This is a genomic window from Ruminococcus flavefaciens (assembly GCF_900119075.1).
GTDB lineage: Bacteria > Bacillota > Clostridia > Oscillospirales > Ruminococcaceae > Ruminococcus > Ruminococcus flavefaciens_Q.
The window spans coordinates 53140-74681 of sequence record NZ_FPIP01000010.1 but is presented as its reverse complement, the minus strand read 5'-3'; the positions used below and the strand labels follow the sequence as shown (position 1 = coordinate 74681).

At 47.5% G+C, this 21542-nt stretch carries 18 protein-coding genes; 8 read left to right on the top strand and 10 right to left on the bottom strand.

Annotated features, from left to right (window positions below; genetic code table 11):
- Positions 1-6 precede the first annotated feature (6 nt).
- The 7 genes from BT105_RS12925 to BT105_RS12895 form a co-directional block, all read right to left on the bottom strand.
- On the bottom strand, positions 7-1995 hold the full coding sequence (locus tag BT105_RS12925; protein ID WP_072301124.1) for a serpin family protein: 1989 nt from the start codon (positions 1993-1995) through the stop codon (positions 7-9).
- Between the two features lie 228 nt (positions 1996-2223).
- Entirely contained in the window at positions 2224-3108 is an 885-nt protein-coding gene (locus tag BT105_RS12920) for a M15 family metallopeptidase (protein ID WP_072301123.1), read from the bottom strand.
- A gap of 520 nt (positions 3109-3628) precedes the next feature.
- Positions 3629-4933 (bottom strand): sensor histidine kinase, encoded by a 1305-nt coding sequence (locus BT105_RS12915; protein ID WP_072301122.1) that lies wholly within the window; start codon positions 4931-4933, stop codon positions 3629-3631.
- The gene (locus BT105_RS12910; protein ID WP_028515729.1) at positions 4930-5610 is read right to left on the bottom strand and encodes a response regulator transcription factor; all 681 of its coding nucleotides are present in this window, start codon (positions 5608-5610) and stop codon (positions 4930-4932) included. The genes BT105_RS12915 and BT105_RS12910 overlap by 4 nt, the downstream gene beginning before the upstream one ends.
- A gap of 25 nt (positions 5611-5635) precedes the next feature.
- Positions 5636-7081 (bottom strand): C45 family autoproteolytic acyltransferase/hydrolase, encoded by a 1446-nt coding sequence (locus BT105_RS12905; RefSeq protein ID WP_072301121.1) that lies wholly within the window; start codon positions 7079-7081, stop codon positions 5636-5638.
- Between the two features lie 10 nt (positions 7082-7091).
- A complete protein-coding gene (locus BT105_RS12900) occupies positions 7092-7850 on the bottom strand; it encodes an ABC transporter ATP-binding protein (protein WP_072301120.1) in 759 nt (252 codons plus the stop codon).
- 13 nt (positions 7851-7863) lie between these two features.
- On the bottom strand, positions 7864-10281 hold the full coding sequence (locus BT105_RS12895) for an ABC transporter permease (RefSeq protein WP_072301119.1): 2418 nt from the start codon (positions 10279-10281) through the stop codon (positions 7864-7866).
- A gap of 201 nt (positions 10282-10482) precedes the next feature.
- Here BT105_RS12895 and BT105_RS12890 point away from each other — a divergent pair, with 201 nt between their 5' ends.
- On the top strand, positions 10483-11778 hold the full coding sequence (locus tag BT105_RS12890) for a hypothetical protein (protein ID WP_072301118.1): 1296 nt from the start codon (positions 10483-10485) through the stop codon (positions 11776-11778).
- Positions 11779-12147: 369 nt separating this feature from the next.
- Complete coding sequence (locus BT105_RS12885) at positions 12148-14067, top strand: EAL domain-containing protein (protein ID WP_072301117.1); 1920 nt, start codon at positions 12148-12150, stop codon at positions 14065-14067.
- A 187-nt stretch (positions 14068-14254) separates the two neighbouring features.
- On the opposite strand, the gene BT105_RS12880 is transcribed toward BT105_RS12885, so the two are convergent.
- Positions 14255-15688 (bottom strand): efflux RND transporter periplasmic adaptor subunit, encoded by a 1434-nt coding sequence (locus tag BT105_RS12880; RefSeq protein ID WP_072301116.1) that lies wholly within the window; start codon positions 15686-15688, stop codon positions 14255-14257.
- 270 nt (positions 15689-15958) lie between these two features.
- Between BT105_RS12880 and BT105_RS12875 the strand changes: the two genes are divergently transcribed.
- The 5 genes from BT105_RS12875 (at position 15959) to BT105_RS15215 (ending at position 19026) form a co-directional block, all read left to right on the top strand.
- Positions 15959-16318: a YccF domain-containing protein gene (locus BT105_RS12875; RefSeq protein WP_072301115.1), complete on the top strand. Its 360-nt coding sequence runs from the start codon at positions 15959-15961 to the stop codon at positions 16316-16318.
- Positions 16319-16343: 25 nt separating this feature from the next.
- A complete protein-coding gene (locus tag BT105_RS12870; RefSeq protein WP_072301114.1) occupies positions 16344-16817 on the top strand; it encodes a hypothetical protein in 474 nt (157 codons plus the stop codon).
- Entirely contained in the window at positions 16814-17329 is a 516-nt protein-coding gene (locus BT105_RS12865; RefSeq protein ID WP_072301113.1) for a putative ABC transporter permease, read from the top strand. Before BT105_RS12870 ends, BT105_RS12865 begins: the two co-directional genes overlap by 4 nt.
- Before the next feature lie 423 nt (positions 17330-17752).
- Positions 17753-18643, top strand: a complete 891-nt coding sequence (locus BT105_RS12860; RefSeq protein WP_072301112.1) for a DegV family protein — start codon at positions 17753-17755, stop codon at positions 18641-18643.
- Positions 18644-18822: 179 nt separating this feature from the next.
- Complete coding sequence (locus BT105_RS15215; RefSeq protein ID WP_072301111.1) at positions 18823-19026, top strand: hypothetical protein; 204 nt, start codon at positions 18823-18825, stop codon at positions 19024-19026.
- Positions 19027-19090: 64 nt separating this feature from the next.
- On the opposite strand, the gene BT105_RS12850 is transcribed toward BT105_RS15215, so the two are convergent.
- Together BT105_RS12850 and BT105_RS12845 are read right to left on the bottom strand one after the other, a co-directional pair.
- Positions 19091-20017 carry a SufB/SufD family protein gene (locus tag BT105_RS12850; RefSeq protein ID WP_072301110.1) on the bottom strand — a complete coding sequence of 309 codons (927 nt, stop codon included), beginning with the start codon at positions 20015-20017 and terminating at the stop codon, positions 19091-19093.
- An 11-nt stretch (positions 20018-20028) separates the two neighbouring features.
- Positions 20029-20757 carry an ABC transporter ATP-binding protein gene (locus tag BT105_RS12845; protein WP_072301109.1) on the bottom strand — a complete coding sequence of 243 codons (729 nt, stop codon included), beginning with the start codon at positions 20755-20757 and terminating at the stop codon, positions 20029-20031.
- A 457-nt stretch (positions 20758-21214) separates the two neighbouring features.
- On the opposite strand from BT105_RS12845, the gene BT105_RS15120 reads away from it, so the two are divergent.
- Positions 21215-21508 carry a hypothetical protein gene (locus tag BT105_RS15120; protein ID WP_072301108.1) on the top strand — a complete coding sequence of 98 codons (294 nt, stop codon included), beginning with the start codon at positions 21215-21217 and terminating at the stop codon, positions 21506-21508.
- Positions 21509-21542: the final 34 nt, after the last annotated feature.

Here is a 21542-nt window from a genome sequence, read left to right as displayed (position 1 = left end):
TACCGCTTATTTCTCTTCGAGCTGAGTAGCTGCGCCGATGAACAGCGGGACGTTGTTCTCGTCAACTATCATATAAACGAATGGCTTATCGAGGTAGATATTGATTACCTTCTTTGGCTCCGGCATAGCGCAGCCTGCTGCCATCATAACAGCTGTTACAGCAGCTGCCTTTGTGCCCTTTTCGGTGACTTCTATCTTGGTCTTGTGGAGAACATCGTCGATGTAAAGGGGATCTGCTCCCTCAACTGAAAGGTCGTTTATCTTCGAGAAGTCAGCATTACGCCAGTCGAATGCAGTCGGCATACCCATATCTATAAGTACCTTAGTCATTGATTTGCTGTACTGATACTTGAACTTTGGTATCATAACATTGAGCTCTATCTTTTCTGGATCCTCATATTCCTTGAGTCCCTCAAAGAGCTTCTCGGCATCAAGGTCTTTTACATAGCTTACGATATCCTTTTCCTTTGGCATAATACCTACGAAGCTGTATTTGCCGCCTGCATAGGGCTTCTTGAAAGCGTCGGCGTCACCGAGGTCGTAGTAGTAGCGCTCCTGGCTGTGCATTGCCTTAATAGAGTGCTCATCGCCGTTAAGGTCGGTGAACTTTTCGTTTCTTGAACTCGTGTACGGGTTAGACCATTCAGCCTCAAAGTAAAGGGTATTGATGAGCATCATCAGTATTTCCTTTTCATCTGTAGGCGTAAGGTCGCCGTTTTTGAGGAGTGAGGGTATCATGCCCTGAGTATTCCTGTTTACCCAGCTGTTTACGTCCTTGACTGTATCATCGTTAAAGGCAGCCTTGTAAAGCTCTGCATTGTAAAACTTCTTGTTCTTTTCAAGGAACTCGTCATATACCTTGAAGGTTTCCTTATCCTTGAACCAGATAGAATCCGCAAGCATTACCTTCTGCTTTTTCTCGTTTGGCAGCTTGCTTATGTAGTAAGCCATATACTCGTTGAGCTGGTCAAGAGTAAGACCGTTGCCGAGGACTTTTTCCATTTCAGCCTTTGTTTCGCCGTCAGCGCCGTTTGCAGTCATAGCAAGGGCAGCTGATATAGACATCGGCGATACAAGGAGATTCTCCTCGTCCTTTTTTGTAGGATCGAAGCTGTTTTTCAGTATATCCACGCCGAATTTCATTTCAGCGGCAGCAAACTCAGCGTCAGTGACCTTGCCCTCGGAAGCCTTAACATCAACGGTGTTGTCAAGGCGGACGCTGCCTATCTCGCCTGCGCCGTTTATCTCCTTGGCTCTTCCGAGGAGGAAGTCCTGTACCAATTTAAAGTCTTCCTCGTCTATCTTGTCGTTCATATTTACATCACCGTTGAGTAACTGTATTTCTGTGAGCTCGGTTTTAAGAGTTCCTGCAAGCTGTTTTCTGTAGGTGATAGAGTCGAAGCTGTCCACAACTCCGTCGTCGTTGATATCGCCGTAATAGTGTATACCAAGACCTCTTACGCCCGAGATAAAGTCCATTTCAAATTCATATTTTGATGATGATGAGCTGCCCCAGTAGCCGCCCTTTTTTTCAAGCTCAGCCTTCAAAGCGTCAGCCTGTTCCTTATCATAGGTTGTGAATTTCAGCGTAACGATGTCGTCCTGACCGAACATATCACAGTATCTGATAGTGCTGTCCCATTTTTCATATAACTCCGTGTCAAGCTCGTCCAGTGTATTGCTTCTGATATAAGGAGAGTACAAAGATATCTCAATAGCATCGTAATAATCGTAATAGTCGGTTTTCTTAGGAATAACAGTAAGCCTTAAAATACTGGCTTGTGACAGGTCTTCAGCATCGTCATAGGTGTATATCCTGTTGATATAAGCGTCAGGTATCGTTACCTCATATGCGGTCTCGCTTGCATATCCGGGGGCAGCAGCCAAAGCCTGATTTCTACTGACGCACGGCGGAAATGTTCCCACAGCTCCCATAGCCAGTGCAAAGCTGAGAACACCTGCGGTAAGCTTAGACAGTTTTTTCATTTTTCCCATAGTACATTACTCCTCCCATAATGAATTGGATATAATATCCATAATAACAGTATAACACTAATATATATGTATGTCAATGAAAAATAGCTATATTGCATAGAAAAATGCTGAAATTGACATATTGTGTCTGATGTTCAGCATGATACTTACAAAAGTTCATTTAAATTGTGAGGGAGGGGGAGCATAAAAACAGGGCGGCAAGAGTATTTCTTGCCGCCCGTGGGTTTATCAGTGATAGTAAGAATCGATTCCGAAGTATTCTTCAAGTGTGAGTCCGCTGTTGTGTATCTGAGTTGCAAGGTCTGTTCCTACGTAGCGGATATGCCATGATTCATACTGATAGCCTGTGATGTCCTGCTTGCCCTGTGGGTAGCGGAGTATGAATCCGAACTCGTGACAGTGGTTCTCAAGCCATATAGCCTCGGGAGTTCCGATAAAGCTGTCATCTATCTGGTTTACGTCGATAGCAAGTCCTGTCTGGTGCTCGGAGTAGCCCGGGCGAGCGGAATATGTATCTGCGGCGGCTTGTCCGTCACGGGCGCAGTAGTTATTGTATATCTGAGCCTGATAATCATATGAGCGGAAGCCCGATGAAAGGTAGATGTTAAGTCCCTCCTGAGCGGCTGCGTTTGAAAGCTTGCAGAACTGATTATAGCAGGTGGAGTCAAGTCCGGGAGCAAAGTCCGCAGGCAGGCTGTAGCTCTTGTTTGCAATGAGCACACCGTTTATGTAGGTGAGACGCGAGTCATCATACTGCACAGGTGCAGGACCGTAATTATCACTTGATGAGGAAGTCTGAGCGCTCTGCTGCTGAGCAGGTGCGGCTGCGGTATTATCAGAGCTGCCAGCGGCAGTATTTGCAGCAGGAGCTTCTGTAGCTGCTTCTGTGTCTGCGGCTGTTGTGGTCACAGTCTCGGAGCTGTCAGCAGCTGCGGTAGTTGTGGTATCAGAGGCAGTCGTGGACTCCTCGGCAGATGTGCCTGTGGCTGCTTCGGTGACAGTTGCCGCAGGCTGCTGTGGAATGGGGAGACTTGAACGCTCGCCGACCTTGCCGCAGGCTGTCATTGAAGCGGCTGCCATAAGTATGAGAGTTATCTTTGATATCCTTTTCATTTTTATCCTCCTTTGCACAGAAGCGTATCTGCGCGGTTTAAAGCTTTCATAAGAAACAATCGGACAGGTAAGTCCAAGTGTTACGATTCGACAGATATTTTATTATTTTGACAAATTTCTCGTTACATACTTATATTAGCACATTCTTTTTCTGCTGTCAATACGGTGTTTAGAATTGAGAATTAGCCGTTAGCTTGTAGGGGCGAACAGTGTTCGCCCGTAATTCGAGATAAAAGTTCGATTACCGATTTGTAGGGGCTGATGCTTAACAAGCACCCGTACCCTCTGTCAGCTTTGCTGACATCTCCCTACACTGTAGGGAGTCACCCACATCAGCCCGACCAATTGTACCGAATACACACGGGGCGATGTGGGCATCGCCCCCTACACATGGCTATTTGAAGTTATTTCGTTATTCACGGGCGGATAATATCCGCCCCTACTACTTTCTACTCACTAATTACTGATCACTATGCACTGATAACTAAAAAAGCCATAAGGTAAACCCTTACGGCTTTCGTCACTGCTCTATAAAAATCACGAACTCCATTTCCGAGGTCTCCTCGATACGCCGCACATGGACGCTGCCGCCCAGTGCCTTTGCGGTCTCGTGGACGACGTAAAGTCCTATGCCGCAGCCGTTTTTGTCTGCGGCGTTTGAGCCGCGCCAGTAGCTTCTGAACACGTAGGGCAGCTCGTTCTCGGGGAGCAGCTCGCCCATGTCGCGGACGGATATGCTGAAAGCCTCGTCCTGCTTCATAAGCTTAACCGTAATGCCGCTGCCGTCGCCGTATTTCAGTGCGTTTTCAAGGAGCTGGCTAACCGCGCGGTACAGGGCGTACTTGTCGCTTTCCATGATAGGCGAGCCCTCGCATTCCACAGTAAAGGGTATGCGCAGAAGCGCCATTCTGTCCGTATATTCGCTGCGGATAAGGTCTGCAAGCTCCGAAAGAGGAAATAAGCTCTTTTCTATATCATAGCCGTCGTTTGTTGCCTCAGAAGCGGTCATAAGCTCCGCCGCCATTGATTCTATCTTGGCGGTGTTGCTGTCTATCTTATCGGCTATATCCGAGGACATTCCCGTATCTGAGTAAAGCCCCGTTCTCACTGCGTCGGTGTAAAGACGTATATTCGCCACGGGAGTCTTTACGCCGTGGGCAATTGAGCTCACAAGCTTCTGGTGTTCGCCCTCAAGGATATGTATCCTGTGGCTGCTGGCTGCAAGGACGTCCGTAAGCATATTCATACCCCAGATATACTTGCCGAAATATCGGCTCTTGCTCTCGGGGAGCTTCTGTATATCGCGGAGCCGCGCCAGTCTCTCGGGGTAGTCGGAAAGCCTGCGGAAGGGCTTGAAAACTGCAAAGTGAATGAACAGTACAGCTCCTGTGAGGAGGGCAAAGCAAACAATAAGCATGATATTCACTGCAAGCTTTATGCGCTGAAAGATATCGTCGGAGTAGGCGTACTGCACAAAGCCTGTGAGCTTGCCGTCTTTTCCGTAAATACTGCAAACTGCGCAGCGTTTGTCAACGGAAGTGTAGAACACGCTGTCACTGCTTGTTATCGGGATAAAAACTATGCTCTCGGGAGCGCTGTTTCCGTAGGTGTTTTGCCATTCTGCTTTTCTATCGCTGATTATCTCGGACGGAGAAGCTTCGCTTTCCGCGGCAGCGTCGGATATCTCTTGGTTTATCCTGTTGACGGCAACATTACGGCTTTTCATCTGATTTCTCATGACATTTCCGAAGCCGATATTGAAGCCGATTATCAGCACCGCGAATACCGCGGTTATTATCATCAGTGTGCGGATAACCTTTTTCATGGGCTGTCACCGAATTTGTAGCCCACCTTCCACACGGTACGTATGAGCTGTGGGGAATTTGGATCCTGTTCCAGTTTTTCGCGGAGCCAGCGTATATGAACGCTGACGGTGCTTGGCTCGGTGAAGCAGTCCGTGCCCCATACGGCGTTGAAAAGCTGCTCCTTGCTGACGGCTTCGCCCTTGTGCTCCATGAGATAGCGGAGCAGCTCGAACTCCTTGGCGTTGAGCTTCAGCTCCTTGCCGTTACGGGTTACTATACGGGAATTCGGATCGAGGACTATGCCGCAGCAGCTGACGGTACTGCTTTCTGTATCGGAGGATTTGCGCTTAATGAGAGCCTTTATCTTGGCGGTGAGAACCTTTACCGAAAAGGGCTTGTCGATGTAGTCGTCAGCGCCTGTTTCATAGCCGAGGAGCTTGCTGTCCTCATCGGTTATGGCGCTCATCATAAGTATTGGTATATCGCGGCTGCTGCGTATGGCAGTGCAGGTCTCGTAGCCGTTCATACGTGGGAGCATAACGTCCAGCAGCACCAGTCGGAAATCCTCCTCATTAAGTAGCACAAGGGCTTCCTCGGCAGCTTCGCAAAGCCTTACCGAGAAGCCCTCTTTTATTATAAAATCATGTACGAGCTGACCGAGCTCGGGATCGTCTTCGATAATAAGAATGTCGGTCATAGGTTTTCATGTCCTTTGGTAAGTATCATTTCCAGCTGCCTAAGTCTATGAACTCGGGTGAGTCCTCCACGCCGTCTGCGCCTGTAAGTACAGCCTGCATTGTCTCAGTGGAGTAGTCTGCTATGAACATATGCACCAGTCCGTCACTGCGTATGCGGTCAAGGTCGTTGTCGGTGCTCTCACAGGTCATGAGCTCCTTGAAGCGGTCAATGGTGATATCCTTTTTGCCGCAGAAGAGCTGTTTGTAGCGCTGCCACCTGATGAGGTTGTTTTCATCCCGATCGATACCCCTGAGATTATCCGCTGTGACGAAGCAGTTTACTGCGCAGATGTAATTGCTGTCCTCCCATGTGTACTGCCTGTGGAGCTCTGAAGAGCTGTCGCGTATCAGGGGAGCGCCGATTATCTGTATTTCCTCTTCATCGGGATCGTCACTGGGTTCGGGCTTCTGGTCGTCGCGTACTGTAAAGAGCTCCGCAACGAGAGCCTCGTTTTTGTCTGTGGCAATAACGTTGACGCTGTAGGGATAGCTGTAGGCGTTTTCCGTGAGGTACTCCGCCGCCTCTCTTGCGGTAGTGAAGTTCTCAAGGGCATATCTCATGCCGTAGGTGTAGCTGGTCTTGTTTTCACAGGTATATTTTACCATATAACCGCTGCCCACGTCAAGCTCTCCAAGCATTACTCCGTCGTTGTTAACGGCGGTGAGTATGGTGAGAAAGCCCAGATAGGACAGGGAAGTGAAGCTCTTTTCGCCGTTCTTCATATGCACAAGGGTGTGGGCTTTGCATATCTGGTTTTCGGTGCCCAGCTGCCATTCAAGGAGACGTGCGGTGATGCGCTCGCCCGAAGCTGTGGCATTTCCGTTGGCGGATAGAGCGCTGCAGGCGGTATTTCTGAGTACATCGGGTATAAACTGCAAAAGTTTGGCTTCGTCGCAGCTGATGATCCCGTCCTCGGTGAAGCCCTCGGAATCGCCGCTTATTGCGCCTGCAAAGCCGTCAAGCTCCTGCCTGTAGTCCTCGGGGAGAGCGCTGTAAAAAGCGTCGGAGCGCTTTTTTATTCCCGAATAATCACCGTTTAGATGAGAAAAGGCGGCTTTTATGTTCTCATAGAGGTAGCCCTCGCACATTTCGCTGTAATCGGGATAGGCAAGGAGAATGGTCTTTCCGTAGGCTGCTCCCACCTGTTGGGGAGTGCCCTTTTCGTAGTCGAGAGTTACGTCGAAGTAGCTGTCCTTGCACTCGATAACGCATAGACCGTCGTCGCTTTTTACGGTCTTGACTGTCCTTTCCTTTGTGGGAGCTGTACCCTCATAGTGATTGTCGATGTAGATGTCTGATACGGGGCGGAGAGTGCTCGGTCCCTGCTCGGGAAATGTGAAATCGTCATAGCCGCTGCGTCCGCAGCCTGCGGCTGCCGATAATGTCAGGGCGGCGGCAGCAAGGATAGGGAAGAATCTGTTCTTTTTCATATTACTCTCCTTACCAGCCGCGCTCCATGAGCCAGCTGCCCAGACGGCGCTCCCTGCCTGAGAGCTCAGCCTCGTCTGTGAGCTTGCCCAGCTCTATCTCGCCCTGTATGTCGCCGTCCATGAGGTACAGCACCTTGTCGCTCATGGCTGCTACCTTTATGCTGTGAGTTACCATCATTATGCTTGTGCCGTCGCGGTTTGCAGCCACAAGCTCGCGCATTACGTCTGCCGCAGCCTTTGAATTGAGGGCACCTGTGGGCTCGTCTGCGAATATGACCTTGGGCTCATTGATAAGGGCTCTGCAAAGGCAGGCTCTCTGGAGCTGTCCGCCTGAGACCTCGTTCACCTCATGCTCGGCAGTCTCAATGATATCCAGCCTGCGCATAAGGGATTCGGCGCGTTTGTTGGCTTCGCTTCTCGACATTCCCGACTGATAGGCGGGGAGCACGATATTATCGAACACGCAGAGCTTCTTCATCATGTACATCTGCTGGAATATGAAGCCCATTTCCGTAAGGCGGAGCTTTGACATCTCCTTTTTGTTGAGAGAGCTTATATCACGTCCGTTGAAATTGACCTTGCCCGAGGTCATCTCGTCCATGCCGCTGACGGTGTAGAGCAGGGTGGACTTGCCGCTTCCGCTCGGTCCCATGACGGTGACGAATTCGCCCTCGCCGAGCTCAAAGTTTATATTTCTCAGCACGTTGTTGCTGTTTTTCTTGATTATATATGTTTTGCACAGGTCCTTTACCTGTAAGACTTTGTTCATCTGAACGCCTCCGTTATTCCTCGGATATCTTCCAGATACCGATGTGTTTTATGTTTCTGAGATTGATTATGGTCGTGAAGAGCACTGCCGAAGTGATTATCAGCGGTATCACTATGAAGCTCACAGGGAACTCGAAATAGAGCTTCATACCTGTTACCTCGTACTGCGTCATGAAGCTTCCGAAGAATATCGTGCCCAGTGTCCACAGATACAGTTCTCCCAGAGCTATGGACAATACAAGAAGTATCACCATTCTAAGCAGATACCATGCCTTTATGGAGATATTGCGGAATCCGAGGCTCTTGAGCAGTGCGGTCTCGGGGACTTCCTCTGCAACGAAAATACTCATGTAAAGGTAGGTTATGAGTACGAGTATCAGCACTATAGCTCCGCCTACCACGTATTCAAACAGCATGAACAGTGTGTCGAATTGCTTTACCGAGTTTTTAAGATCCTGTTTGCCGTCAACGACCTGTTCGCTGCCGAAAAGCTCCTTCATACGGGCTATTACGGCAGGCTTTTCAGCTTCGGGGGCGTCAATGGTGTAGCCTGTGAAGTAATAGCTGCTCCTGAAGCCGTCCTCATATTCGCTGCCCATGATGATAATGGGATCTCCGTCCTCCATGTAATCTATCAGGGCTGTTATAACTAACTCTCTTTCGTTCTCAACGTAGCCTGTTTTGTCTTCGTTGTTCTCTTGTATGAATACCTTTATCACATCGCCTACGTTTATGCCGAGCTTTCCTGCGGTATAGGCGCTCATTGCGGCTTCGTTGGCAAGCTTTGGCACTTTTCCGCCCTTGCGGTATATTTTTTTCTCTACTTCGCCCTTTTTCCAGAGTATATCAAAGAATTTTTCCTTGCTGTCTATTTTCATATAGCCTCTGGTTGCGTACATCGAGTCTAAATGCGCAGGAATATCGGCGTCGGCAAGCCTCTTGTTTACTATATCGGCAAAATAAATGCCTGTGTTCTTGGCTTCGTTGAATATATCTTCCTGAAGCTCCTCGTTCCAGCGGATAGAGAAATCAAGGTTGTTGTACAGCCAGTAGGAGGTGTATTTTGGATTTATTACGCTGTTTCGGACGTTGAATCCGAGAAGCACTATCACTATTCCGAGGGAATAGGATATGAGCAGGAAGATATAGCGCTTGAAGCGCATGAGTATATCCGTCAGTGCAATGAAAAACGGCACGGACATTTTCTTTCTTCTGTGGAGGAACATTGGGAAGCGCTTGCTGAAGCGCTCGCCGCGGTTCTCGCCGTGAATGGCGTCTATTACGGATATCTTGTTTATCCTGCGCATTACGATGAGTGAGAACGCTATCATCATTATGATTATGGCGATAACGGATATCACGCCGATTAGTATCATCTGCCAGCGCTCGGGGAGTATGAAGTCGGGACCGAACATATTTATAAATGCTCCTGCAATGGGCAGACCTGCGATTATTCCCACAATGCCGCCTATTACGGCAAAGGCTATGTACTTAGCGGCAAAGAGCCAGCGGAAGCTGAATGAATCCACGCCCAGAGCCTTCATCATGCCTATTTCCTTTTCCTCGTTCTTGAGGTCGGCTATCATGGTGAAGCGTATGGTCATAAAAATTATCAGTATGAGGAAAACGCTGACTATTATCACGAATACCGAGATTATCTCCATGAATATCACATCGTCGTTCATGCTTGAGCTTGAAACTATGCTGAGCACGGGGACGTCCTGCTTGTACAGCCTTTCCTTAAGGTCGGCTATGCTTTCCTCGTTGGCGTCCTTCATCTGTATATTGTATACTATGTAGGAGTTGATATGATTTTCGGTAAGGACTTCATAATCTGCGTCGGAAACGATGTATCTCACAACGTTGCTGTCCATGTTGTCCTTGAATATGCTGCATATCTCCAGCTCATAGACCTCGCCTGTCGGCTTGGTGTATTTTACCTTGTCGCCGACCTTGACGCCTAAGGTGGACTGCACCTCGATAGGTATGGCGATACAGCCGTTTGGAACGCAGAACGGGCGGTCGTTGAGATCGTATACAAGGTCATGCTCACGCGGCATGGTGGTGAGCCCCTGAAATTTCAGCATGAACATATACCTGTTCTCGTGTAGGTCATTGTGGGGGTACTCAATAGCAGTTTCGGATATCTTTGCTATCTTGGTCGTGCTCCAGTCGGTGACATCGGGCTCTTTTTTGAGAGCCCCGGATATCCTGCTGCTGAGATCTTCTTCGGTGAAGCGCTCGGAAAGCAGCCAGAACTGGGTATCGGAGCTTTTGCACAGCCGTTTTGCAGTGGCTTCGCGGGTAAAGTTGGAGAATATCTGCACCGAGCCCGAGAAAACAAGTATCGAAGCTGCGCATATGAATATGAACAGTATCACATTCAGACCTTTTTTGCGTTTAAGGTCACTTTTCAGCATTTTAAAAAACATAGCTATCTCCTTTGTGGTGATCGTTTGATACTATGATAACATATCAGAGTTTAAAAAGTCCTTAAAAAATTAAAGAAAAATGAAAAATTGACGAAAATCGCAATAAGTGTGATGACATTTGCGGCGATTTGTGATATAATCATCTTGTACGATGTACAGAACATCGGAAAATCAAGATATTCTCATTACGGAGGCAAGAGCATGAAAAAGTTCATGGCTATTCTTTGTATGACCGCTCTTTTATGCGGATGTTCATCAAAAAATTCAGGCAGCAGTGACTCTCAGTCTGCTGTTTCAGGTAATAATACAGGCTCGGAGGTGACTACCGAGGCTGATACAGGCAGCGGTTCTCAGGAGGGAACTACTGTGAACAACGCTCCCACTGATCCCAATCTGGAGAGCGATCCCTCGGAGATACTTGTCAGCGGCGAGAAGACCGATATGAGCTCCGTTGCAAATGTGAGCTGGGACAAGATATACCGCTCTGCACTGGAGGACTTCAAGAAGTCGGATAAATTCAGCGACGACGCCCGTTTCACTGTTTATGATATCAACGACGACCATATACCCGAGCTTATCATATCATACGGCGGCTACGGTGACAAGACCTTCCTCGTAAAAACTCTCAGCGAGAGCGTTTACACCGAGTTTGAGCCGATGACGGGCTGTGACCAGCTCTCATACGTTATGGACAGAAGCCTGCTGACAGCTGTTCGTCTCCATGACGACATACAGGTGCAGAACATTCAGCTCTACCGTATAAAGAGCGGAATGATGGCTAATGTGGGCTCGTTCCAGCGTTCGAGCAGCGCAGCAAAGGTCGACGGCGTTCCTGTTACAGACGATAAGTTCGACGAGGAGTACACACACTACATATCAGGCGTTATCAAGAGCATGGGCTTGGACTTCGGCTTTGACGACGCTACCATTGACGCAGCCCTCGGCGATACGGAAAGCTGGGAAAAGGGCTATGAGGCTGTGCTCAACGATTACCTTAAGTATAAGAAAGCAAACGACGATAACCACTTCTCGCTTTATGATATAAACGGCGACGATGTTCCCGAGCTTTTCGTTTCTGGCGGCTATCATTACGCTCCATATGTTGATATATACTCATGGAACGGCTGTACAGTGCCTGTTGGCTCATTCGGTACGGACGGCACTATCGGCTTTGCTCCCGACAGCAAGGAGCTCATTTCCCTTGTGGATAACCCGAGCTATACCGCAGGCAGCGTTTACAGCTTTGATACAGAGGGCAATTACAAGTTCTCAGAGCTGTTCAGCTACGGAAATACCGAGAACAGCAAGAATCAGGATCAAAATGCTGAGGTCATCTATAAGATCAACGGTCAGCTCACCGACAAGAGCGACTACGAAAAGCAGGTCAAGGAAAAGGTTAAGAAGTCCTATTACGTCCTCGGACAGGATAACGACGTTACCGCAGATACCGTAAAGAACGTAGGCAGCGGCAAGTATAAGGAAGCTTCTAAAAACTGAAAATAACACAAGACAGCCGTGAATCTAACCATGATATTTATAAAGTAGTTTTATGTTTATTATTGAGAGAACCTTTCCTCAGAAAGTTTTCCCCCATAATTGACAATAAGCTTCTATATAAGTATTGCGGTTATGATTCACGACTGTTTTTTAATAAAATATGAATATTTTTAGCGTATAAGTTTGTATTTCCTAATACTGAAAGTATTGCAATGCATACAAAATACAATTGATATAATTGAGAAAAATTGTTGACTTTATGTCACTTTTGTGATATAATATATATGGATAATGGTGTAATTTATATTCGTTATTGCTTGGCATGACAATTTGGTGATGTCCTGCGGAGCAATATAGGGGGGTGAATATATGTTTACGGCTTCTGACCTGAATCTGGGACTTTACAGCCCTGTAGGCGATATCACGGTCATGGCGCTCTGTATTATCATGGGTGTTTTTATAAAACAGGCCTATATCGGGAGCGAAAAGAAAAGATTCCGTATTATTATGCTGATTCTGGTATTTATTCTCATATCGGCTATGGCGAATGTCGGCGTACAGATGATGCTCAAGGCTGATACTGTCAGACCGCTGCCTATATATATTATGAGACTTACGCATCATGTGCTGATGATATCGGTAATTTACCTGTATATCCAGTATCTCCGCGAGCCGCTGTGGGTAACGCCAGGCACAAAGAAGCAGTATCAGATAATATCGCTTATCACTGTAATTATTGCGGTGACCACAGATATCATGGCTACTATCCTGAAGGTAGGCTTCTATGTCGGAAAAAACGGCGAATACCGCTCTACCTTTGATGTGTTTGAGATAGTGTATACGCTGCTGATGATAACGGTCGTATACATACTTATCAAATACAAATCAAGGCTTCTTGCCAGAGTTTTCTGGGGAGTAATGGGCTCTATCATAATTGCAAACGCGTTGCTTTGCATACAGATGATAAATAGACAGGTTTCATATACTACACTCAGTTTCTTCCTGCCTGTCGTGGGCATAATATTTATGTTTCACTCAAATCCCTTCAATATCGATACGGGAGCAGTTTCAAGCAGCTTCTTTACCAAGGAGATAGAGGGAAACATCGAAAAGGGCAACGAAATGCTCATAATGTGCTGTTCAATGACGGATTTTGAGCGTTCTCTCTCCATGTCGCCCGAGCTCAAATCGGAATTCTACAAGTTCTTCCGGCTCAATGTTAAAAAGGGCGTTCTTTACAGCTTCCCGAATGAAAGATATGTCCTTACTATCGTAAAGAAAAAGCAGATAGACTATGAAAAGCTTGTCGAAAAAATGCTCAGTGACTTCCTTGAAAGTCACTCAAAGTTCAAGATAGACTACAAGATAGTCATTATGGAGACCTCAAAGAGTATCCTTGATGTTAACGACTATTATCATCTCATTGAATACAGCGAGATGAAAATGCAGCAGAATACCATTTGCCGCGTAACTGATGAGGATATCAAGGAGTACTACGACAAGAACTATATCCTCAGTCAGCTTGTGGATATCGCTGCTAAAAAAGACCTCTCCGATCCGAGAGTCCTTGTGTACTGTCAGCCTGTATATAATATAAGCACGGGCAAGTACGATACCGCAGAGGCTCTTATGCGCCTTAAGCTGGAAAAGACTGGAATGGTCTTCCCAGACCAGTTCATTCCGTTGGCAGAGCAGTTCAACCTTATTCATAACCTCAGTATGATAATCCTCAACAAGACCTGCTATACGGTCAGGGGATTTATCGAGGAGGGCTACTACGTAAAAAGAGTTTCCGTTAACTTCTCGGCTATAGATATACGATATGATACCTTCTGCGACGAGGTAAAGAACATAATCGACCAGAACGGTCTCGAATACGACAAGATAGCCGTTGAGATAACAGAGAGCCGAAGCGAGGCGGACTTCAACCTTATGAAGCAGAGAGTTATACAGCTTCAGGACTTGGGCATAAAGTTCTACCTTGACGATTTCGGAACGGGCTATTCAAACTTTGAGCGTATCATGGAAATTCCGTTTGATATCATCAAGTTTGACCGCTCGATGCTTATGGAGTCTCACAGAAGCTCCTCATCACAGTACATGGTCAAGACCTTCGCAAATATGTTCAACGACCTCAGGTACGCGGTGCTCTTTGAGGGCGTCGAGAACGACAGCGACGAGGACCGCTGCATTATGATGAAGGCTCAGTACTTGCAGGGATATAAGTATTCAAAGCCTATCCCCATAGAAGAACTGAGGAAATTCCTTTCACTTACAGTTAATCAGTAACGAACAGGCATAAAGAAGTATATCTTCGTTATGCCTGTTTTTAATAATATTGAAGAAACAATAAAATTGCCGCCCTGCGGCGGCGATTCGGATACTATTATTCTTTATTATTTTAGCCGGTGCGATAAAGAAGCTTTATCACACCGGCTATTATGCTTTATGTCATTTGTGCAGATGATAGTTCTGCTCAGTTCTCGGGGGGATTCAGATGCATAACATCGCCGTCTGAAACGCCTCTTGGATTTGTGAGGACCAGATCGTTCTCGTGGATAGTGTCCGATGTAACTTCCAGATACTCATCGCCGTCAAAGCCCTTTTCGATCTTGCGCTTTGAGATGACGTAATCGCCCTTGCTGTTCTTGCTTGCGATGAATACGCAGTAGCCGCCGTTGTCGCCGCCCATAACTGCGTCATACGGAACGCTGAGAACGTTCTCGCACTTATCCATAACTATCTTTACAGTTGCCTTTTCGCCGATGACCAGCTTGCTGTCCTTTTCGTCTACGCTTACCTCTACGGTGAAGCCCTCATCTTCTTTCTGTCCCTCGGACGAGCGCTTTCTGTCGATGCGCTTTACCTTGCCGCTTACGGACTTGTCCCCGGTAGAAGCTGTCTTTATCTCCGCGGTCATATCCTCGCTTATTTTGATAAGATCAGACTCGCTGACCTTGCCTGTGATAACGAACTGTGAAGCGTCTGAGATAGAAATGACATCAGCTGATGAAGGCACCTTGCCAACAGCAGCGTTTACCTGCGATACAACGCCGTCCTTAGGAGCCTTTACTACACAGCGGTCTATCTTGTCCTGAATGTCCTTGAGTTCCTTGCTTGGCTCGGCAGAAGAAGGATTCTTCTTTTCTGCGTCGAGAGCGTCCTGAGCCTTTTTGATCTCTGCGTCAGCCTTTTTTACTGTTTCCTCGTAAGCTGCCTTTGCAGCAGGGATAGCGTCCTCAAAACCCTGAAGCTTTGCGTGGAGCTCGTCCGCGTCATTGCCTATCTTATTTGCTTTTTCGAGGATAGATTCCCACTTTGATTTTTTAGCTGCGGCGTCATCGCCTGAAGCAGCTGCCATTTCGTCGTATGCGCGGTCAGCCTCGCCGATGAGTGCGTTGTACTCGTCGACCAGATTGTTGTAGTCTGTGTAAGCCTGATCGCGTTTGTTTTTAGCATTCTCTATCTCGTCCTGAGCCTTTTTGATGTTGTCTTCTTTTGCCTTTTTTGCGTCGCTGAGCTTTTTCTCGTTAGCTGCGTGAGCGTTCTTTGAATCGTTCTGAGCCTTGGTCTTGAGTTCCTCAGCCTGCTTTTTCAGATCCGCAGAATCAAATTCGAGAAGAACATCGCCCTTCTTGACCTTGTCGCCAACCTTTACGCTGAGCTTCTTTACCTTGAGATCGGTCTCTCCTTTTACAGTGACCTTGTCGCTGCCTGCAACAGAGCCTGTCATGCTGACATTTTTCTCAAGATCGCGGTATTTGACGTATCCGCAGCCGCTTGATTTTTCCACGTCCTTGACTGTAGACCTGCCGCTTGCGTGTCCTGCAAAGAAGAACAGTGCTACGCCGATGATAGCAACTATAAGCAGTGCTAACAACAGCTTAAGTAATTTATTCGATCTTTCCATAAAAACATCTCCTTCAGAAATGACATTTTATCACATATATGATACCATATTTTTTACATATCGTCAATGATTTTTTCCGCTGATATAAGCAATAAACAGAAATTTTACAATTAATCATACATTGTTGACAGATAGTTTATCAAACTATAAAAAATTTTGAATTACAGGAGAAATTTAATTGTATTTTTAATTTATTGAGTCCTTGATATTTTCGGTTATTTGTGATATAATGCATTTTATGAAGTCATCAGCAATGAAAAGAGGATTATTATGGGGTGCTTGGGCAATATTTTATGGTTCATATTCGGCGGATTTGCCAGCGGACTGGGCTGGGCTCTGGCAGGAGTGCTTTGGTGCATAACGATAATCGGCGCACCTATCGGTCATCAGTGCTTCAAGCTTGCGAAGCTGTCGTTCTTCCCATTCGGCAAGACAGTCGAGTACGGCGGCGGACCTGTTTCGCTCATCGCCAATATATTATGGCTCATATTCAGCGGTATACCGCTGGCTGTAGGATTTGCGGCGTGGGGGATAGTACTCTTTGCGACCATAATCGGTGCGCCATTCGGTATACAGATGTTCAAGCTGGCAAAGCTTGCGCTCATGCCCTTCGGAGCCAAGGTCAAGTGATATCACCCGACAAAGGAGGAATACCATGAAAAAGGTACTTATATCGGCTGCTGCGGCATTAATGGCAGCTTTTGCAGTATCATGCAGCGCTGCGGAAAGCAGTCCTGCAAATGAAACAACAACGCCTACAGCAGAGGCTGTGACATATGCGGAGAAAACTGCGGAAAATACTACTGTAACGACAGCTGACAGCTCTCAGCCGCTGATCATAGCTATACCCGACAGCGTACTTGATTCCGATGGTATCATCGCTCCTATGGAAGCAGGGGAGCTGGTGGAAAAGCTCGCAAAGCTGAAAGCATATATGACGCTTGACGAAATAATAGCGCTTTTCGGAAAAGAACCGTTTATGGTAAAGGAATCAAATGAAAATATTTTCAAGTATTACAGCGGTGACGTCACCATAACTCTGTGGGGGACTCAGTTGTTTCAGGCGATAGTTGAGTGCAAGGGCTCGGCTCTGCCTGTAGACTTGGGACTTGACATTCCAAAGCAATGAAAAAGAACTACACGCGGATATTCTTCCGATATATATTCGAGTTCACGGCGGCAGGCTTTGTGGGCTGGCTGTACGAGGTGGCTACGGTATGGATAATGTACCGATATTTCGACAACCGCGGTATGCTACATATGCCGATAATACCTATTTATTCCGTGGGAGCGTTCATACTTCTTGCCCTGCTGAGAAAAAAGCGCCACCCGCTGTTCATATTCCTGTTTGCAATGGCGGTGACGACAATATTCGAGCTTGGAGCGTCCTATCTGCTGGAATTTATCTTCCATGAGCAGTTCTGGACATACGAGACATGGTATTTCTCCATACTTGACAGGTCGAGCCTTATATCCAGCGCTATATTCGGAGTCCTTGCAGTTGCCTATTTTTACGGGCTCCACCCGTTGTCGGGAAAGCTCAGCGAGAAGCTCCCCGAGCCCGTATGCCTTGGCACGGGAGCCTTTATGGCAGGAGCTATAGCCACGGATATAGTGATATCTTTCAGCGAACATCTGTAAATCAAAATTTACATTTGTAGGTGACGCCGTCTCGGCGTCCCGAAAATGGGTGCTGTAGGGGGCGATGACCACATCGCCCCGTTAAGGGACGCCCTCACTTGCAGGGCGTCCCCTCTCAAAAAACAGTCCACTGGACTGTTTTTTGATTCACCCCTTGCGGAGCGCCTTCGTAACTGTGGGGCTTTGCCCCACCCCCCACAAGGGCTGTCAGCCCTTGACCTGACCAAAGGAACACAGTCCCTTTGGAATCCCATTCATGGATTTCACAAGTAATTACGCTAAATTATGATTTAGGGCTTCGTTTTTTTGTGTATTCGCAGTGCCTCGCTATTGACAAAATGAGGGTATAATGATATAATCACCCTATGGGAAAGATGCTCCGCAATAGGCGGAGAAGAAGCGGAAAATGAAATGAGGTAACATATGAGAACTGCGGTAATGACCGATACAAACAGCGGTATAACGATAGAGGAGGGCGAAAAGCACGGCGTTTATGTGCTGCCTATGCCTGTTATTATAGACGGGAAGGACTTCATGGAGGAGCTCACCCTCAAGCACGAACAGCTCTACAAGGCGCTGAACGAGAACAAGGACATCGTGTCCTCTCAGCCATCTCCTGCGTCTTTAACGGAAATGTGGGACAGGATACTTGCCGACGGCTATGACGAGCTTGTATATATCCCTATGTCAAGCGGTCTCAGCGGCTCCTGCAATACCGCAAAGGCTCTTGCTGGTGACTATGAGGGCAAGGTAGAGGTCATCGACAATCACCGTATCTCCATAACCCTGCTGGACGCGGTCTACGATGCGAAATATCTTGCGAACAACGGCAAATCCGCCGCAGAGATAAAGGCTCATCTCGAGGAGAACGCCTACCAGAACGATATCTATATCACGCTCCACAGCCTTAAGCGTATCACCAAGACGGGACGTATAACCGCCGCTGGAGCTGCCATTGCTACGGTGCTCAATCTGAAGCCAATTCTGAAGATACAGGGCGGCAAATTGGACGCATATGCAAAATCGAGAGGTATGGCAGCTGCCGAGGCAAAAATGCTTGAAGCTGTCCATAAGGACCTGGAGAGCAAATACGCAGGCATCCCCAAGGAGCACCTGAGTATAGGTGCGGCTGGTACTATGGAGACTGCCGAGGAAATAAAGCGCTGGGTGGATATCGTGAAGAACGAGTTCAAGGGCTACAAGGTCACATACAGACCGCTGTCGTGCAGTATAGCCAGCCACGTAGGCACAGGCACACAGGGCGTAGCAGTGGGACTTACCACACGCACCCTTAAATTAGAGAGTAGTAAGTAGAAAGTAGAGAGCAGAGCTAAGTGCATGGACTGTCTTTGGCAGTCCGCAAGCAACGAATTTGCTTTAAATGACCAATTGTAGGGGACGGTGACTCCCTACAGTGTAGGGAGATGTCCGAAGGACAGAGGGTCGCGGCTTCTGTTGGAAGTCATCGACGTCCCGTTTATTAAGGAGTTTCTATGATAAGCAGGAAACAACTGCTCGCTGAAATGCTGAGCCAAGATATACCGAATAAACTTAAAAGTGGTTCAGCTGCTATCTTTTTTGAAAAAGGGGACAAGTCCGAAACCATTACTTTCAGCCGGCGAGGTTCTTTTGTAATAGCCCGTTACGGCAGGCTGAGACTGCCGATATATTTATATTTGTTCAAGGAACTTCGATAAAAAACAAACCCTCACCACACGGTGAGGGTTTTATCGTATATGTTAGATCAACGGCTAAAACAGCTTATTTAAGGAAGCCGTTGATTATCTGCTCCTCAGCCTCAGCCTCGGTAAGACCTAAAGTCATGAGCTTTATGAGCTGCTCGCCTGCGATCTTGCCGATAGCAGCCTCGTGAACGAGAGCTGCGTCGATGTTGTTTGCTTCAAGAGAGGGGACTGCAAGGATACGGCCGTTGTCCATGATAATTGAGTCGCACTCGGTATGACCGCTGCAAGCCGCGTCGCCGATGATACAGAGGTCAAGCTTCTGATAGGAGTCGTCCCTTGCCACTGAACGCGATACAACGTCTGCACTTGAACCGTTGCCCAGCAGGCTCACCTTGTAGATACTGCCTGCGTACTGCTTGCCGTGAGTCATGAGCCTCTCGCGGACAATGAGCTTTGCGTCGCCCTTGAGCTCTGCAATAGTAGTCCTGTCGGTGGAGTCAACGCCCTTTATCTGCACCATTTCCATTTCCATGGTGCTGCCCTCTTCCATGTAGACCTCGGTAACGGGATTGAGTATGCGCTTGCCCGTGCCGTCGCCTGAGCCATAGTGCTTCTCGACGTACTTGATACGGGAGTTTTTGCCGATATAGAAACGGTGGATACCGTCGTGCTCGGAGTCCTGAGAACCGCAGTTGTCGATACCGCAGCCTGCAACGATGAGCACATCGCAGTTTTCGCCAATATAGAAATCGTTGTAAACGTTCTCTTTGAGACCGCTCTGACTGAGAACAACAGGGATATGAACGCTCTCGTTCTTTGTGCCGTCCTTGATGCGGATATCAATTCCGCTTACGTCTGTTTTTGAAGTTATATCAATGTTTGCAGTAGTATTCCTGCCCACGGACTCGCCGTTTGCGCGGAGATTGTAAGCTCCCTCGGGGATATTATGGAGATCGGCGACCTCCTGAAAAAGTCTTTTCTGAACTGCGTCCAAAGCTGCCATATTATCCCTCCTTACACCATTTTGTGACAGATATTAGTTGCGTTTTCAGTGCCTGTTATCTCGGGTAGAATGATATCCCTGCTGCCCTGCTTGGCGATCTTGCCGTCGGCGATGACAACTATCTCGTCAGCGATATTGAGGATACGCTCCTGATGAGAGATAACGATAATGGACCTGCCGCGGCGGTCCTTGCGCATATTCTCAAAAATGCGTATAAGGTTGTTGAAGCTCCACAGGTCGATACCTGCCTCTGGCTCGTCAAAGAGAGCCAGCTTTACGTCACGGGCAAGGACTGTAGCTATCTCGATACGCTTCAATTCGCCGCCCGAAAGGGAAGCGTTTATCTCACGGTCGATGTAGTCCTTTGCGCAGAGACCTACTTCGGAGAGGTAATCGCAGGCTTCGGAAACAGAGAGAGTCCTGCCTGCGGCGATACGGAGGATATCGAGAACTGTCATGCCCTTGAAGCGTACTGGCTGCTGGAAAGCGAAGCCGATACCCATGCGGGCACGTTCGGTTATGGTCTTCTCGGTGATGTCCTCGCCGTCGAAGAATATCTGACCTGATGTGTTCTTGATTATACCTGCAACTATCTTGGCGAGGGTAGATTTACCGCCGCCGTTAGGACCTGTTATAACGACGAATTTGTTGTCCTCAACAGTGAGGCTGACGTCGCGTACTATGCCAATGCTCTGACCTTCGTCTTCGGCATTGAACGTAATATTCTTTAATTCGAGCATTTTTAACTCCCTTTCGATGCAAATCAAAATTTTGCAAAAACCAATTTTGATTTAGTTTAGAGTTGAGAGTATAGAGTGGAGAGTTGATACGGATCTCAAATAATAACTTTCAACTCTCAACTGAGGACTCTCAACTTTGCGCATATGCGCAAGATTCAGACATTGTTATTGCTTTATCAATTATACCACGTAAAAATACTCAAATCAACACGGCAGATGATTTGTTGCATTGATGTAACAGTGTCAAGCTGCGATATTTGCCGAAAAACAGCCTTTTGCGAGTTATGCTTTGCTAACAACTTATAAACTGAGACTATTAAAAATGTGAATCCTCATAAAATGAACTTTTGGTATAAGTTTTGCGGATTTCAACGTGTTCGCGTTGAAAAAAGGGGCTTTTGGGGGTATATATGGAAACGCTTTTTTATTAACCCCAATTATTGAAAGGAGAAATAATATGCTTGTTATTCTGAAGGAAAAATTTGTCAGCTTCGATGAGGGCTTATCCGTGGTCATCGCGGAGCTCGCCGTAGACAGCAAGACCGAGCTGCCCACTGAAAGCGGTATCGAGGGAAGAAAGCTCTCGCCTGCGTCCCTTGCGTGGGAGATAAGCACGGGTGAGTTTTACGGCTTCGGCAGTGACGGAAAATGGGTGAACCAGACCACAGGGGAGCCCTATGAGCCAACGCCTGCCCCCGAACCAGAGCCCGAGCCTGATCCCGAGCCTGATCCCGAATCTGAAACAGAGTAAGAAAGGGCGGATATATTCCGCCCTTTCTAATGCG

Coding starts and splice junctions, on each gene's coding strand:
- BT105_RS12870 (WP_072301114.1), top strand. CDS start 16,344: ATGAAAAAGGTACTTATATCGGCTGCTGCGGCATTAATGGCAGCTTTT.
- BT105_RS12850 (WP_072301110.1), bottom strand. CDS start 20,017: ATGGCAGCTTTGGACGCAGTTCAGAAAAGACTTTTTCAGGAGGTCGCC.
- BT105_RS15215 (WP_072301111.1), top strand. CDS start 18,823: ATGATAAGCAGGAAACAACTGCTCGCTGAAATGCTGAGCCAAGATATA.
- BT105_RS12845 (WP_072301109.1), bottom strand. CDS start 20,757: ATGCTCGAATTAAAGAATATTACGTTCAATGCCGAAGACGAAGGTCAG.
- BT105_RS12920 (WP_072301123.1), bottom strand. CDS start 3,108: ATGAAAAGGATATCAAAGATAACTCTCATACTTATGGCAGCCGCTTCA.
- BT105_RS12900 (WP_072301120.1), bottom strand. CDS start 7,850: ATGAACAAAGTCTTACAGGTAAAGGACCTGTGCAAAACATATATAATC.
- BT105_RS12875 (WP_072301115.1), top strand. CDS start 15,959: ATGGGGTGCTTGGGCAATATTTTATGGTTCATATTCGGCGGATTTGCC.
- BT105_RS12915 (WP_072301122.1), bottom strand. CDS start 4,933: ATGAAAAAGGTTATCCGCACACTGATGATAATAACCGCGGTATTCGCG.
- BT105_RS12905 (WP_072301121.1), bottom strand. CDS start 7,081: ATGAAAAAGAACAGATTCTTCCCTATCCTTGCTGCCGCCGCCCTGACA.
- BT105_RS12890 (WP_072301118.1), top strand. CDS start 10,483: ATGAAAAAGTTCATGGCTATTCTTTGTATGACCGCTCTTTTATGCGGA.
- BT105_RS12865 (WP_072301113.1), top strand. CDS start 16,814: ATGAAAAAGAACTACACGCGGATATTCTTCCGATATATATTCGAGTTC.
- BT105_RS12860 (WP_072301112.1), top strand. CDS start 17,753: ATGAGAACTGCGGTAATGACCGATACAAACAGCGGTATAACGATAGAG.
- BT105_RS12910 (WP_028515729.1), bottom strand. CDS start 5,610: ATGACCGACATTCTTATTATCGAAGACGATCCCGAGCTCGGTCAGCTC.
- BT105_RS12895 (WP_072301119.1), bottom strand. CDS start 10,281: ATGTTTTTTAAAATGCTGAAAAGTGACCTTAAACGCAAAAAAGGTCTG.
- BT105_RS12885 (WP_072301117.1), top strand. CDS start 12,148: ATGTTTACGGCTTCTGACCTGAATCTGGGACTTTACAGCCCTGTAGGC.
- BT105_RS15120 (WP_072301108.1), top strand. CDS start 21,215: ATGCTTGTTATTCTGAAGGAAAAATTTGTCAGCTTCGATGAGGGCTTA.
- BT105_RS12925 (WP_072301124.1), bottom strand. CDS start 1,995: ATGGGAAAAATGAAAAAACTGTCTAAGCTTACCGCAGGTGTTCTCAGC.
- BT105_RS12880 (WP_072301116.1), bottom strand. CDS start 15,688: ATGGAAAGATCGAATAAATTACTTAAGCTGTTGTTAGCACTGCTTATA.